Below are 13400 nucleotides of genomic sequence, written 5' to 3' on the forward strand. Positions count from 1 at the left end.
TTCTTACACCTCGCCATATTCAATTAGCGCCTCCCCTAATCGAGGATCTGTAGTTTCCGCCGCGGTATTCATACCTTTAAGCCGATTGAATAATGCCCGTTGACGAACGCTGGCACTTTCCGGTTTCCATGGCAAAATTCGTATTGGTATCGTTTGCCCGTCATTCAACGCATCAAATACCTTTTCATTGGTCAGTAAGTCGCCGCAGCTCCATGTCTTGCTATCAAACTGAAAATCAAATAAGACATGGAGCTCCAGTTCATCTACACGCACTTGACGCTTTGCATTATCGATGCGTATTTCCACCTTCTCTTTATGCGTCAAAGTTGCATCAAGATTGAGTCCATACCGTTTCAACTGCCCCTTGTCGTAATAGTAACGTATGCTGGACCAGGTTGATTTAAAAGCAAATCCAGTAATGAATAAACCACTTAACAAGAACAGCGGGCATATGAACAAGCTCAGTAACCAGTTGGCGCCATAAGTATAAAACAGTACCAACGAGAGAACGGTGAACACCATGCCGAGCACCAACATCATCAAAAATGCGACAATGTGCGCATACAAAACCTGCCGAAATAAACTGAAATTAACAGGCGGCTTCTGACGTATTCCTTTACTCACTACGGCGTCCTTTTATGTCGTATGCCTCTATTTCCCGCCCGACGAGCGTCGCTGCAACTGGTCGCGCAGATTCGGCGGCGTCCCTTTGATAGTCAGGGTATCGGTCGCCGGGTCCCAGAAAATCCGCTCGCCCAGCAGCATCGCATCAAAGTTAATCGTTAACCCGCCGCCGCTGCCGGCATATTTGGTTAGCTGGCGCAGCGTACTGCGATCCGCCGGAAAGCTCTCTTCCAGCTCATAGCCTTTTTCGGCGGTAAATTCGCTGAAGCTGACTTCACTGACGCCGGAAAGCTCTTTAGACAGCGATTCCAGCTCAATCTCTTCCCCGGCTTGTAACTGCTCGTTGCAGTAGCTGTACACCTGCTGACGCACGTTCTGACGTTCTGCTTTATCCAACTGCGCTTCTGCGGTGAAATCATCCACTGCCTGCAACAGGCCGCGATTCTGCGCTTTGGCGTTCAACCCTTCGCTGGCGCCGAGGAAATCCATAAAGAAGTCAGCGACCTTGCGCCCTACCCGACCTTTGAGAAACGTCAGGTAGCGGGTCGATTGCGGATTAGTTTCCCACTCGGTAAGATCGATACGCGCCACGATATCCGCATGGTTGATATCAAGATAATGCGTCGGGTTAATGTCCAGATTTTCATTGACCCGCATACTGCTCAGGTTGTTCAGTACCGTAACCAGCAGATACTCCACCGCCAGGTAGCGATAATGGCAGAACAATACAATGCCGCCGTCCGCAAAGGGATATTTCGCCAGTTCGTCACGCAGGCGTCCGGTCGCCGCCCGGCTAAAGGCAAGAAAATCTTCTTCCCCCTGACGTTGCAACCGCAGCGCTTGCGCCAGTTCACTCTCTTCATTAAACAGGCCATACGCCTTATTCTTGGCGCTATAGACCCGATGCAGTTCAGCCACCATCTCGACAACGGTGGTTGTCGGCTCCAGCAATGAATCGCGCAAGACCAGCTCAAGATTTTGCTCATCGCGCTTGATAAGCTGGTGCAGGGCAATCTGGTTGATATCCAGACTCATGATAAACTCTCCTTTAAGACCGGGCGGTATTCAACCACCGCCTGCCGGAAGACGCAAGCAATCGCCCTGTCATTTCAGGTGTTATCCGTAACGCGAATGATTTAGGGGATAAAAATGCAGAAAAAAAACTGTTGCTACGGTAATATGTTGCCCTTTCATGAACAAACAGATTTTGATTTATGCCACAACTCTCCCGCTATAGTGATGAACATGTTGAACAACTGCTGAGCGAACTGCTCAGTGTACTGGAAAAACATAAGGCGCCGACCGATCTTTCCCTGATGGTGCTGGGAAATATGGTCACCAACCTTATCAACACCAGCGTTGCGCCGGCTCAACGCCAGGCGATTGCGAACTCTTTTGCCCGCGCCTTGCAGTCTTCGATTAGCGAAGACAACGCGCACTAAAAAGCCGACTCCGGAGAAACAAGCGACAGGTATGGTAACTCATCGTCAGCGCTACCGTGAAAAAGTCTCCCAGATGGTTAGCTGGGGGCACTGGTTCGCTCTGTTCAATATACTGTTGGCTACGTTGCTCGGCAGCCGTTACCTGTTTGTCGCCGACTGGCCGACAACGCTTGCGGGTCGCATATACTCCTACCTGAGCATTGTCGGGCACTTTAGCTTTCTGGTGTTCGCCACCTATTTGCTTATTCTTTTTCCGCTCACGTTTATCGTGATGTCCCAGCGGCTGATGCGGTTTTTATCAGCCATTCTGGCGACCGCGGGTATGACGTTGTTGCTTATCGACAGCGAAGTCTTTACCCGTTTTCACCTGCATCTTAATCCCATTGTCTGGGAGCTGGTCATCAACCCTGACCAGAACGAAATGGCGCGCGACTGGCAGCTTATGTTTATTAGCGTGCCGGTTATCTTATTGATTGAGATGCTATTTGCGACATGGAGTTGGCAAAAGCTGCGCAGTCTTACGCGCCGCCGCCATTTCGCAAGGCCGCTTGCGGCATTCTTTTTCGTCTCCTTTATCGCATCGCATCTTATCTACATCTGGGCAGACGCTAATTTTTACCGGCCGATTACCATGCAGCGGGCAAACCTGCCGCTCTCTTATCCGATGACGGCGCGACGTTTTCTTGAAAAACACGGTCTGCTGGATGCGCAGGAATATCAGCGCCGTCTGGTAGAGCAAGGCAATCCGGAAGCGGTCTCCGTACAGTACCCGCTCAGCAATTTGCACTATCGCGATATGGGCACCGGTCAGAATGTGCTGCTCATTACCGTAGACGGCCTGAACTATTCTCGCTTTGAGAAGCAGATGCCGGAGCTGGCTACATTTGCCGAGCAAAACATCGACTTCACCCGTCATATGAGTTCAGGGAATACCACTGATAACGGTATTTTCGGCCTGTTCTATGGCATATCGCCAGGCTATATGGATGGCGTGTTATCCACCAGAACCCCTGCGGCGCTCATTACCGCGTTGAATCAGCAAGGCTACCAACTGGGACTGTTTTCTTCGGATGGCTTCGCCAGCCCGCTTTACCGTCAGGCATTACTGTCCGATTTCTCGATGCCGACAGCGCAGACGCAGTCTGATGCGCAAACGGCCAGCCAGTGGATAGACTGGCTTGGACGCTACGCACAGGAAGATAACCGCTGGTTCTCATGGGTATCGTTTAACGGTACTAACATTGATGACAGTAATCAGAAGAATTTTGTTAAGCGTTACGCCAGCGCCGCCAGCGACGTGGATGCGCAAATCAATCGGGTTCTGAACGCGCTGCGAGAGGCCGGTAAATTCGACAATACCGTCGTGATCATTACCGCAGGACGCGGCATACCGTTGACGCCGGAAGAAAATCGCTTCGACTGGTCGCAAGGTCATCTGCAAGTACCGCTGGTGATCCACTGGCCGGGGACGCCTGCGCAGCGTATTAATGTGCTTACCGATCATACCGATGTGATGACCACGTTGATGCAACGCCTGTTACATGTCAGCACGCCAGCGAACGAATATTCACAGGGCCAGGACATCTTTACCGTTCCACGTCGTCATAACTGGGTAACGGCGGCAGACGGCAGTACGCTGGCAATCACGACGCCGCAAATGACTCTGGTGCTCAATAATAACGGTCATTATCAGACCTATGACTTACACGGCGAGAAGATCAAAGATCAGAAGCCGCAGCTCAGTCTGCTGCTGCAAGTGCTAACAGAAGAGAAACGTTTTATCGCTAACTGATTAATTATAAATCAGTTAGCACCGTTTCCCCTTGCATTCGCGTTGGAAAGAGGTAGTATTAGCACCCACAAGTCGGCACGTAGCGCAGCCTGGTAGCGCACCGTCATGGGGTGTCGGGGGTCGGAGGTTCAAATCCTCTCGTGCCGACCAAAATTCCCCTTAAAAACCAGCCTCTCAGGGCTGGTTTTTTTATGCCTACAATTAAAAAGTTAGCTGATGCCAGAGACGTTATTTTACATGAACTGATCGGACACCTTTCTTGTGCAGTGGTCAACGTAAAGTCAATGCAGGCAAATAACGTAAACCATGTTTGCACTAAAACAGAAAAAGCGCATCTACACCCTATGCTGGAAGAAATGTTTGCAGTGGCAGGTAAATGAGTAAGCAATCTGTCGCAGCAATAATAAAACGTTCTGGTAAGGTAAACAGCTTACCACTTCTTTGTTACTAACAATTAGCCTCCCTGTCGCCATAGGGTCGATAATGATCGGCTATTCACAACACGTTTTGTAGACAACGTACGGTAATGAATTACTCCTTCAGCCAGCAACTCGCTAATTGTTATTCAACTTCAGAAATTATAACTAATTGAAGCACCTACAAAATTATGCCCTGAATTTTTATCCGTGAGTGATCCATTCGAGAAATGCCGGATATAAGCTTCTGTAGAAAAAGCCCCAAAGTTCCAGCCAAGAAACGCTTTTTCTCCAAAGGTAAATGCAGAATTGACACGCATATCATCTCGCGACTTAGATTTTATATAAGCCCCCAGACCAATACCGGTATAGATACCAGCGAAATGAACCAGCGCCACATCCTTCGAGATACCCAATACGCCCTGGTTATATTTATTGCAGGGAACGCTGCCAGAATGTTTACTGCAATCATCGCTACCCTTAGCCTTAAATCCTCCTAACTCCAGATTATTTCTTGCCTGTAAAAAGAAAAAATCGCTGGGTTCACTGTATGTCAGAAAAGCCGTATATAAGTGCTCAACCCCTCCTCTTCTTATACTTTCTCCCGCAGCAAAAGAGATCTGATGCTTGTTGCCCTTGCCAAAAAAAACATTATCATTAGCAGAACATGCGAATGCACAAAGTAATAATATATATATAAATATTCTCTTCATATACACTCCACCACCATTTCAATGTCAATAGTTATTTTTAACCGGCTAACATATTTAAAATTTTCTACGCCACGCTTACGCTCACAGAAACGGCTGATATAGCATCCAGTATTAATATTATTTTCATAATTACTCCAACCAGCATTTTTGATGCAAACAGGCTGGACATGGACTGTGTGCAGAAATCAAAACATACTCACTACGCTCTCCCCTTGAGTCGCCCCAACGGGTGCTCAAAACGCCGCGAGTGTTGTTCAGGCACATCCAGGATAAGTTATAAGTGAATGACTCTCATTCCTGACCACATTTTCATTTATGATAAGAATATCGTCAGAATCTCTTTATCGCATAAAAATACCTCTGCTATTGACTTAATATTTAATTTAACAGATGTCGCGGTTTATTCGTTCTGCTCAGATGTATTTCATTGACATTAATAAAACCATAAATAAATTCAATTAAAATAATTTGTTAATAATGAAAAGCTTTAGACGCTATGACTTTTAATAAGGAGTTTCCTGCCAGTAAAGATAGTCTGGACTTACGGGTGCAAGGGCGCAGCAACATATGCCACACTTCTGTTATGTCACATTGTCCGAAAAAAGCGCCCAGACCAGTATTCAACTTCAGGGAGTATTCTGTTTTCTCTCACAACGGGTTGTTTTATCCTTTCTATCGTTCAGCTAATGACTCGCCTGTCACAGGTTTTACTACTTACCCATGCACTAATTAAGGTAAAATTTACGCGCTTGACAATGTGGCAAATCTGGACGATTTCCGCGCTGAAAACAATAATCATTCTAATAAAACTCAGGAGATATAGCATGCCTGAAGTAACACCTTTTCAGGTGCTTATTGTGGACGACCATCCACTTATGCGGCGAGGTATTCGTCAATTACTGGAACTGGACCCGGCTTTTTATGTCGTTGCCGAAGCGGGTGACGGGGCGAGTGCGATCGATCTGGCGAATCGCATTGAGCCCGATCTGATCCTGCTGGATCTGAATATGAAAGGTCTGAGCGGGTTAGATACCCTGAACGCGCTACGCCGGGATGGTGTGACGGCGCAAATTATTATTCTTACCGTCTCGGATTCCGCCAGCGACATCTACGCGCTGATCGACGCCGGCGCCGACGGTTATCTGCTCAAAGATAGCGATCCGGAAGTGTTGCTGGAGGCCATTCGCAAAGGTGCTAACGGCGGTAAAGTCTTTAGCGATCGGGTCAATGAATATCTGCGTGAGCGCGAACGGTTTGGCGCGCAGGAAGATCCCTTTAGTATCCTGACCGAACGAGAGTTAGATGTCTTGCATGAGCTGGCGCAGGGGCTTTCTAACAAACAGATTGCGTCAGTACTGAATATTTCTGAGCAGACGGTTAAGGTGCACATTCGTAATCTACTTCGCAAACTAAACGTGCGCTCGCGCGTCGCGGCGACCATTCTATTTTTACAAACACGCGGAATGCAGTAACAAGCCAGGCCCGATGGCGCCTCGCCACCGGGCCGTCAGGGCATTATTTCTCCTGCGCCAGCCGGATACTGCGCTCTATCACCGCCCGCCGGGCGTCACCCGCCGGCAGCAGCTTCAGCATCATCTCCCAGGCCGCCACCGCCTCGCCAAAGCGCTGCTGCTCAAAGGCGCTGAACGCATACAGGCTTAACACCCGGATATCCGTGTGGTCGCGGCTCACCAGCCGGCGCAGCAGCTCCCCGCCGCGGCGGTTATCCTCCGGGTCGGACGAGCGCGTCAGCGCCTCCGCGTAGCCCAGCGCCGCATCGCTGTTTTTCGGGTCCAGACGGTAAGCGTTCGCATAGGCCCCGGTGGCGGTACCGGCATTACCCAGTACCATACCGGTGCGCCCCAGCATGAGCCAGCCCTCAACATTGCCGGCATCATTCTGCAGGCGGGTGCGCAGCCCCAGCGCCAGCCGCGCCATCTCCTCCTCATTCAGCGGCTGCGCCTGCGGGTCCAGCGCCCGCGCCAGCAGTCCCGGCGTCTGCGCCGTTGCCTGCTGCCAGGCCCTCACCTGCGGATAGCTGCCGGTCAGGGCGTAGCTGCCGGCGCCGACCGCCAGCGCAATGACGGCCCCCGGCACGTAAACGCCCCACCCGGCGCGCGCGCCGCAAACCGGGGTGTCCGCCGGCAGCGGCTCCCGGCGCAGGCGCACCCGCCGGCGCGTGCGGGCGACGATTATCCACCCGCCCGCCACGATGGCGGCCAGCGGCAGCACCCACAGCAGCACCGTCAGCGGGGTCAGCGGCGGGTCGTAGGTGACAAAGTTGCCGTAGCGCGCCACCATGTAATCGATGATTTCCTGGCGGCTCTTCCCCTCCTGCATCAGGTCATACACCCTGCGGCGCATGTCGGTGGCTATCATCGCGTTCGAGTCCGCAATGCTGTTGTTCTGGCATTTCGGGCAGCGCAGCTGCTCCGTGAGCTGGCGGAACTGCTGCTCCTGCGCTTCATCTTTAAACGGCATCACGTCGGTGGTTGCCCGCGCTGACCCGGCGATAACCAGCGCCAGCATCAGCATCACCATGCCCGGTAACAGTCTCATTGCGCCGCCTCCCGGCTGTATCTGTCCCACAGCGGTTTCAGTTCACTTTCCCATACCCGGGCATTCAAATCGCCCGCATGGCGGTAGCGGATAATCCCCCTGCCGTCGATGAGGAAGGTTTCCGGCGCGCCGTACACGCCCAGGTCCAGCCCCAGCATCCCGTCGCTGTCCGATAAACTCAGCGCATACGGGTTGCCCAGTTCCTTTAACCAGGCCACCGCCTTCGCCCGGTCGTCCTTATAGTTCAGCCCCACCACCCGGATACCCTGCGCGGCCAGCCGGTTCAGGTACTGATGCTCGGCGCGGCAGGTCGGGCACCAGGTGGCCCAGACGTTAAGCAGCACCGGTTTCCCCTGCGTCAGCACCTCCGCCTGGTAGTACTGACCCGGCGTCTCCAGCGATTCCAGGCGGAACGCCGGCACCGGCTTTCCGGTCAGTGCCGATTCGAGATTCGTCGGGTCATCCCCCTGCGCGTTGCGCGCCAGCTGCCACAGCAGCGCCGCGGCAATCAGCAGAAAAATCAGCAGCGGTAATAACAGTACGTTGCGTTTCATCCGGCCTCCGGCAATGGTTTACGGCGGCGGTAGCGCGGGTCCGCCAGGCACAGCAGCCCGCCCAGCGCCATCAGCAGTCCCCCGGCCCATATCCAGCGGACAAACGGTTTGTAATACAGGCGCACGGCCCACGCGCCGTTGTCCAGCTCCTCCCCGAGCGCGGCGTACAGGTCGCGGGTCAGCCCGCCGTCAATCGCCGCCTCGGTCATCACCATCCGGCTGGTGTTGTAGAGCCGTTTCTCCGCGTGCAGCACCGCCTCCGGCTCGCCGTGGCGCGTCACCCCGATGAGGGCCACCCCGCCGCGGTAGTTGGGGCCGGTGATGTCCCTCACCTCCCGGAAGGTGAAGCGGTAGTCGTGAATGGTCACGCTGTCGCCCGCCCGCATCCGCACGTCACGCTCCACGCTGTAATTCTGGCTGAAGGCGATGCCGGTAATCGTCACCGCCAGCCCGAGGTGCGCCGCCACCATTCCCCAGTAGCTGAGAGAGGTTTTCGTGCCGCGGGACACGCGCTGTACGGCTTCGGCCACCGCCAGCACCGCAATCCAGCAGGCCATCGCCATCCCCACCGCCGTCATGGCGATGATTTTATCTTCCAGCAGCCATGGCAAAAGTACCGACAGCACCAGGGTGGAGACCAGGGCGGTGAGCAGCAGTTTCCTGATGTTACGCGGCCGGTCCCGGCCCCAGCGCACCAGCGGCCCCACTCCCAGCAGCAGGGCAAAGGGGACCATCAGCCAGGTGAACATGGTGTTAAAGAACGGCTCCCCCACCGAAATGCTGCCCAGCCCCAGCTGTTTGTGCACCAGCGGCAGCAGGGTGCCCAGCAGCACCACCAGCATGGCGGCCATCAGCAGGACGTTGTTGCCGAGCAGCAGCGACTCGCGCGACCACAGCGTGTTGTTCACCCGCGAACGCACCCTGTGCCCGCGCACCGCGAACAGCAGCAGCGAGCCGCCGGTGACCAGCACCATAAAGGCGAGGATAAACATTCCGCGCGCCGGGTCGGAGGCGAAGGCGTGCACCGACACCAGCACCCCGGAGCGCACCAGGAAGGTGCCCAGCAGGCACAGCGAGAAGGCGCAGATGGACAGCAGCAGCGTCCACGCCTTGAAGCCGGCGCGCTGTTCCGTGACCGCCAGCGAGTGCAGCAGGGCGGTGCCCGCCAGCCACGGCATAAAGGAGGCGTTCTCCACCGGGTCCCAGAACCACCAGCCGCCCCAGCCCAGCTCGTAGTAGGCCCACGCCGAGCCGAGCACGATGCCCAGCGTCAGGAACACCCACGCCGCCAGCGTCCACGGGCGGGCAAAACGGGTGAACGCGCTGTCCAGACGCCCGCTCAGCAGCGCGGCGATGGCGAAGGCGAAGGCCACCGAGAAGCCGACATAGCCCATGTACAGCAGCGGCGGGTGGAAAATCAGCCCCGGGTCCTGCAGCAGCGGGTTCAGGTCGCGCCCCTCCACCGGAAAGGCCGGCAGCGTGCGGGCGAACGGGCCGGAAGTGAACAGGATGAACGCCAGAAAACCGGCGCAGACCATCCCCATCACCGCCAGCACCCGGGCGACGATATCCGCCGGCACCGGCCGGCTGAACACCGCCACCGCCAGGGTCCAGCCGCTCATCAGCAGCACCCACAGCAGCAGCGAGCCCTCGTGCGCCCCCCAGGTGGCGGCCACCCGGTACCACACCGGCAGCTGCGTGTTCGAGTTGCCGGCGACATAGGCCACGGTGAAGTCGTTAACCACAAAGGCGTGCACCAGCACGAAAAACGCGCCCGCCACGCAGATGAACAGCAGCCAGGCGAACACCCCGGCCGACGCCATCATCCGCGCGTCGCCGCGCGCCACGCCCCACAGCGGGTAAACGGACAGCAGCAGCGCCACGCCGAGCGCCAGGCACAGCAGCGCGTGGCCGTATTCAGGCATCATGATGAGGTGTCCTTATCAGCGCGTTGCGGGCGGCGGTGGTTTTCCTGCATCGCCTTTTCCACTTCCGGCGGGGTGTAGTTCTCGTCATGCTTGGCCAGCACCTCGTGCGCCAGGACGTGGTTGCCCTTCTCCAGGGTGCCCTGCACCACCACCCCCTGCCCCTCGCGGAACAGGTCCGGCAGTATCCCCTCATAGCTCACCGTCACCGACCCTTCGGCGTCGTAGAGGCTGAAGTTCACCTTCAGCGAGTCCGGGTCGCGCCTGACGCTGCCGGGCATCACCATCCCGCCGACGCGCAGGCGCTGGCCCGCCGCCGGCAGATGCTGCGTCTCGCGCTTGCCGTAGAGGATTTCGCCGGGGGTATAGAACAGGTCGATATTCGCGCGCAGCGCGTACAGGACCAGGGCGGTGGTCAGCCCCAGGCCCGCCAGCACCGCGCAGACCACCCATAGCCGGTTTTTACGTCGCAGGTTCACGCCGCCTCCTGTTGCGCCTGTGCGGCACGCATCCGCGCCTCGCGCGCCTGCTGCTGCGCCACGCCGCGCAGAATGGCCCGGCGCTGCAGCACCGTGTGCAGCGCCAGCAGCGCCAGCGGCGCCACGGTCATCGCCACCGCCAGCCAGACAAAAAAGGCGTACCCGCCCATGGCGAAAAAATCGCTCCACGATGAAAATGCCGGACTCACCGGTGCCCCCTTTTCAGTATCAGTTCGCTCACCCACGGGCGGCGTTTTTCCATCAGTAAAATCAGGTTGCGCATCCGCATCAGCGCCAGCGTCATAAAGAGCAGCAGGTAGCCGGCGATGGCCCAGCGCAGCGGCGAGCGCATCGCCGGGTCGATACTCTGCTGCATCCGCGTCGAGCCCTGGTGCAGGGTGTTCCACCACTCGACGGAATAGTGGATAACCGGCAGGTTCACCACGCCGACCAGCACCAGAATGCCCGCCGCGCGCCCGGCCATTTTACGGTCGTCAAAGGCGTGCCACAGGGCGATGACCCCGGCGTAGAGAAACAGCAGCACCAGCTCCGAGGTCAGGCGCGCGTCCCACACCCACCAGGTGCCCCACATCGGTTTGCCCCATGCCGCGCCGGTGACCAGCGCGATGAAGGTGTACACCGCCCCCACCGGCGCCATCGCCGCGACGGCAAGGGTGGCCATTTTCATCTGCCAGACCAGCCCGGTAAACGCCGCCACCGCCATCGCCGCATAGATACCCATTGACCAGATGGCCGCCGGGACATGCAGGTACATAATGCGGTAGCCCTCCCCCTGCTGGTAGTCCGCCGGGGCGAAACCAAAGCCCCGGACCCAGCCGGTGGCCAGCGCGATGATGCCGGCCGCCGCCAGCCACGGCACGAGCCTGCCGCAAATCTGATACAGCCGGGGCGGCGCCGCCAGCTGATGAAGGGTTTTCCACATAGTCGTCACCTGACCTCCTGAAACCAGTAAAATGTCCGTCGCGCCGGGGCGCTACTGCACGCTGAGGCGCAGCGCCGCCGCGGTGGCGAACGGGCTTAACGTCGCGCTGCCCGCCAGCAGCGCCCCCAGCACCGCCAGATAGCCGTCAGCGGGTAAATGCATCGATGCCGCGTCCATCGCCGCGGCGGCGAAAATCAGCACCGGGACACTCAGCGGCAGCACCAGAATGCCCAGCAGGACGCCGCCGCGCCGCAGCCCGGCCGTCAGCGCAACGCCCGGCGCGGCGAGAAACCCCAGCGCCGGCGTGCCGAGCAGCAGCGTCAGCGCCATGATTTTCCAGCCGTACACGTCCATCCCCAGCAGCAGCGCCACCAGCGGGGAGAGCATAATCAGCGGCAGGCCGGTCACCGCCCAGTGGGCCAGCACCTTCGCCAGTACCACCGCCGGCAGCGGCACCGGCAGCAGCATCAGCTGCTCCAGGCTGCCGTCCTGCAGGTCGTCGCGAAACAGCCGCTCCAGCGCCAGCAGCGAGGCCAGCAGCGCCGCCACCTGGATGATGCCCGGCGCGATACGCGCCAGCAGCTGCGGCTGCGGCCCGACGCTTAACGGAAACAGGGTGATGACCATCAGGAAGAACCACAGCGGGCCGGCGATGTCCGCGCCGTGGCGGAACGCCACGCGCAGTTCGAGACAGAAGACACGCCACATCACAGCCCGGCCTCCCCGCCGGTCAGCGCCAGGCGGCGGACGGTGTCCGCGGCCCCCGGCAGCGGCTGGTGGGTGGTGAGAATGACCATCCCGCCCTGCGCCGTGTGCGCCGCCATCCGCCGGGTGAGGCGCGCCACGCCGTTAACGTCAATGGCGGTGAACGGCTCGTCGAGCACCCACAGCGCGGCGCGGGTCAGCCACAGGCGGGCCAGCGCCACCCGGCGCTGCTGCCCGGCCGAGAGCCGGGCGACCGGCACGTCCTCAAATCCCGCCAGCCCGGCCTGCGCCAGCGCCTCCGGGAGACGCGCGCCGTCGCCGGGGTGGAAGAAGTGCAGGTTCTCCCGCGCCGTCAGGCGGGTTTTTATCCCCGGCTGGTGTCCTATCCACAGCAGGCTGCGATGGAAGCTGTCGCGCACGCGGCGCAGGGGCTCGCCCTGCCAGTACACCTCCCCGCCGTCCGGGCGCGCCAGCCCGGTCAGCAGGCGCAGCAGGGTGGTTTTTCCGGCGCCGTTGCCGCCGGTAACCTGCACCCACTCCCCGGCCTCCACGGTGAACGACAGCCCGCGAAACAGCGTCCTCTCGTCCCGCTCGCAGTACAGATCTCTGGCTTCAAGCATTCCCACTCATCAACGTCCTGTCAGAAACCTGGTTTAACATCACGCATATCCGGCAGTTTATGCGCGATCCCTTTGTGGCAATCGATACAGGTCTGTCCGTCTTTTACCGCCTGATCGTGCATTTTCGCCGCGACGCCTTTTTGCGCGGTCAGATCCATAAAGTCGAAATTGTGGCAGTTACGGCATTCCTGCGAGTTGTTGTCTTTCATGCGCCGCCACTCATTTTGTGCCATTGTCAGGCGATGAGCTTCAAATTTCTGCGGTGTATCTATCAGCCCAAATACCTTCGCGTACAGCTCTTTACTGGCTTTGATCTTACGGATCATCTTCGGCCCCCACTCATGCGGCACATGGCAGTCAGGACAGGTGGCACGAACGCCGCTACGGTTGTTGTAGTGGACGGTTTCCATATACTCCTCATACACCGTGTTGCGCATTTCATGGCAGCTAATACAAAACTCTTCGGTGTTAGCCTTTTCCATTCCGGTATTGAAGCCGCCCCAGAAGATGATGCCGCCGATAAAACCGATTAACAGCAGCGTCCCCAACGCCAGGCGGCTGGGGCTGCGCCACCATCGCCAGACGCGCTTTATCCAGCCGGGTTTACGGTTAGAATTTTCCATAATGA

The 13400-nt window shown here is 57.5% G+C and carries 16 protein-coding genes, 1 tRNA gene and 1 pseudogene; 6 read left to right on the plus strand and 12 right to left on the minus strand.

What is annotated here, in order from left to right:
• Nucleotides 1–3 precede the first annotated feature (3 nt).
• Together EOS97_RS00770 and yejK are read right to left on the minus strand one after the other, a co-directional pair.
• Nucleotides 4–624: a hypothetical protein gene (locus tag EOS97_RS00770; protein WP_000033430.1), complete on the minus strand. Its 621-nt coding sequence runs from the start codon at nucleotides 622–624 to the stop codon at nucleotides 4–6.
• 27 nt (nucleotides 625–651) lie between these two features.
• Nucleotides 652–1659, minus strand: a complete 1008-nt coding sequence (yejK, locus tag EOS97_RS00775) for a nucleoid-associated protein YejK (RefSeq protein WP_000050804.1) — start codon at nucleotides 1657–1659, stop codon at nucleotides 652–654.
• Between the two features lie 179 nt (nucleotides 1660–1838).
• Between yejK and EOS97_RS00780 the strand changes: the two genes are divergently transcribed.
• From EOS97_RS00780 to EOS97_RS00795, 5 genes and pseudogenes are all read left to right on the plus strand, one after another.
• Nucleotides 1839–2066: a YejL family protein gene (locus EOS97_RS00780; RefSeq protein ID WP_001135904.1), complete on the plus strand. Its 228-nt coding sequence runs from the start codon at nucleotides 1839–1841 to the stop codon at nucleotides 2064–2066.
• Between the two features lie 31 nt (nucleotides 2067–2097).
• Complete coding sequence (gene yejM, locus EOS97_RS00785; RefSeq protein ID WP_000256155.1) at nucleotides 2098–3858, plus strand: LPS biosynthesis-modulating metalloenzyme YejM; 1761 nt, start codon at nucleotides 2098–2100, stop codon at nucleotides 3856–3858.
• Between the two features lie 73 nt (nucleotides 3859–3931).
• Nucleotides 3932–4008 (plus strand) — tRNA-Pro (locus tag EOS97_RS00790).
• Nucleotides 3964–4056: pseudogene (locus EOS97_RS27000) on the plus strand (hypothetical protein); the annotation flags it as partial. The gene EOS97_RS00790 and the pseudogene EOS97_RS27000, both read left to right, overlap by 45 nt.
• Nucleotides 4050–4238: a DinI-like family protein gene (locus tag EOS97_RS00795; protein ID WP_001727474.1), complete on the plus strand. Its 189-nt coding sequence runs from the start codon at nucleotides 4050–4052 to the stop codon at nucleotides 4236–4238. The pseudogene EOS97_RS27000 and the gene EOS97_RS00795, both read left to right, overlap by 7 nt.
• A 191-nt stretch (nucleotides 4239–4429) precedes the next feature.
• Here EOS97_RS00795 and pagL read toward each other — a convergent pair whose 3' ends face one another.
• On the minus strand, nucleotides 4430–4993 hold the full coding sequence (gene pagL, locus EOS97_RS00800; RefSeq protein ID WP_000281868.1) for a lipid A 3-O-deacylase PagL: 564 nt from the start codon (nucleotides 4991–4993) through the stop codon (nucleotides 4430–4432).
• Nucleotides 4994–5811: 818 nt separating this feature from the next.
• Here pagL and narP point away from each other — a divergent pair.
• Complete coding sequence (gene narP / locus EOS97_RS00815; protein ID WP_001115500.1) at nucleotides 5812–6459, plus strand: nitrate/nitrite response regulator protein NarP; 648 nt, start codon at nucleotides 5812–5814, stop codon at nucleotides 6457–6459.
• 43 nt (nucleotides 6460–6502) lie between these two features.
• Here the strand turns inward: narP and EOS97_RS00820 are convergent, their stop codons facing one another.
• Genes EOS97_RS00820 through napC form a run of 9 tightly spaced genes read right to left on the minus strand, consistent with a single transcriptional unit; the run spans nucleotide 6503 to nucleotide 13395 of the window.
• Entirely contained in the window at nucleotides 6503–7546 is a 1044-nt protein-coding gene (locus tag EOS97_RS00820; RefSeq protein ID WP_053521161.1) for a cytochrome c-type biogenesis protein CcmH, read from the minus strand.
• Nucleotides 7543–8100 (minus strand): thiol:disulfide interchange protein DsbE, encoded by a 558-nt coding sequence (gene dsbE / locus EOS97_RS00825; protein ID WP_000828299.1) that lies wholly within the window; start codon nucleotides 8098–8100, stop codon nucleotides 7543–7545. Before dsbE ends, EOS97_RS00820 begins: the two co-directional genes overlap by 4 nt.
• Nucleotides 8097–10028 carry a heme lyase CcmF/NrfE family subunit gene (locus EOS97_RS00830; RefSeq protein ID WP_039521875.1) on the minus strand — a complete coding sequence of 644 codons (1932 nt, stop codon included), beginning with the start codon at nucleotides 10026–10028 and terminating at the stop codon, nucleotides 8097–8099. The genes dsbE and EOS97_RS00830 overlap by 4 nt, the downstream gene beginning before the upstream one ends.
• A complete protein-coding gene (gene ccmE / locus EOS97_RS00835) occupies nucleotides 10025–10504 on the minus strand; it encodes a cytochrome c maturation protein CcmE (protein ID WP_001053613.1) in 480 nt (159 codons plus the stop codon). Before ccmE ends, EOS97_RS00830 begins: the two co-directional genes overlap by 4 nt.
• Nucleotides 10501–10713: a heme exporter protein CcmD gene (gene ccmD / locus EOS97_RS00840; protein WP_000074108.1), complete on the minus strand. Its 213-nt coding sequence runs from the start codon at nucleotides 10711–10713 to the stop codon at nucleotides 10501–10503. The genes ccmE and ccmD overlap by 4 nt, the downstream gene beginning before the upstream one ends.
• Nucleotides 10710–11447, minus strand: coding sequence for a heme ABC transporter permease (locus EOS97_RS00845; RefSeq protein WP_000265999.1), 738 nt, complete (start codon nucleotides 11445–11447; stop codon nucleotides 10710–10712). The genes ccmD and EOS97_RS00845 overlap by 4 nt, the downstream gene beginning before the upstream one ends.
• 51 nt (nucleotides 11448–11498) lie before the next feature.
• Nucleotides 11499–12158: a heme exporter protein CcmB gene (gene ccmB / locus EOS97_RS00850; protein ID WP_000990028.1), complete on the minus strand. Its 660-nt coding sequence runs from the start codon at nucleotides 12156–12158 to the stop codon at nucleotides 11499–11501.
• Nucleotides 12155–12772, minus strand: coding sequence for a cytochrome c biogenesis heme-transporting ATPase CcmA (ccmA, locus tag EOS97_RS00855; protein WP_023242830.1), 618 nt, complete (start codon nucleotides 12770–12772; stop codon nucleotides 12155–12157). Before ccmA ends, ccmB begins: the two co-directional genes overlap by 4 nt.
• Nucleotides 12773–12792: 20 nt before the next feature.
• Complete coding sequence (napC, locus tag EOS97_RS00860) at nucleotides 12793–13395, minus strand: cytochrome c-type protein NapC (RefSeq protein WP_000431778.1); 603 nt, start codon at nucleotides 13393–13395, stop codon at nucleotides 12793–12795.
• Nucleotides 13396–13400 lie beyond the last annotated feature (5 nt).

The organism is Salmonella sp. SSDFZ54 (assembly GCF_004010735.1).
In the GTDB taxonomy this organism is placed as follows: domain Bacteria; phylum Pseudomonadota; class Gammaproteobacteria; order Enterobacterales; family Enterobacteriaceae; genus Salmonella; species Salmonella enterica.

What these genes read in the sequence shown, in the direction of transcription:
- EOS97_RS00830 (WP_039521875.1), bottom strand. Translation starts at nt 10,028, where the DNA reads ATGATGCCTGAATACGGCCACGCGCTGCTGTGCCTGGCGCTCGGCGTG.
- ccmA (WP_023242830.1), bottom strand. Translation starts at nt 12,772, where the DNA reads ATGCTTGAAGCCAGAGATCTGTACTGCGAGCGGGACGAGAGGACGCTG.
- EOS97_RS00845 (WP_000265999.1), bottom strand. Translation starts at nt 11,447, where the DNA reads ATGTGGAAAACCCTTCATCAGCTGGCGGCGCCGCCCCGGCTGTATCAG.
- EOS97_RS00820 (WP_053521161.1), bottom strand. Translation starts at nt 7,546, where the DNA reads ATGAGACTGTTACCGGGCATGGTGATGCTGATGCTGGCGCTGGTTATC.
- narP (WP_001115500.1), top strand. Translation starts at nt 5,812, where the DNA reads ATGCCTGAAGTAACACCTTTTCAGGTGCTTATTGTGGACGACCATCCA.
- EOS97_RS00795 (WP_001727474.1), top strand. Translation starts at nt 4,050, where the DNA reads ATGCCTACAATTAAAAAGTTAGCTGATGCCAGAGACGTTATTTTACAT.
- yejK (WP_000050804.1), bottom strand. Translation starts at nt 1,659, where the DNA reads ATGAGTCTGGATATCAACCAGATTGCCCTGCACCAGCTTATCAAGCGC.
- napC (WP_000431778.1), bottom strand. Translation starts at nt 13,395, where the DNA reads ATGGAAAATTCTAACCGTAAACCCGGCTGGATAAAGCGCGTCTGGCGA.
- dsbE (WP_000828299.1), bottom strand. Translation starts at nt 8,100, where the DNA reads ATGAAACGCAACGTACTGTTATTACCGCTGCTGATTTTTCTGCTGATT.
- yejM (WP_000256155.1), top strand. Translation starts at nt 2,098, where the DNA reads ATGGTAACTCATCGTCAGCGCTACCGTGAAAAAGTCTCCCAGATGGTT.
- EOS97_RS00780 (WP_001135904.1), top strand. Translation starts at nt 1,839, where the DNA reads ATGCCACAACTCTCCCGCTATAGTGATGAACATGTTGAACAACTGCTG.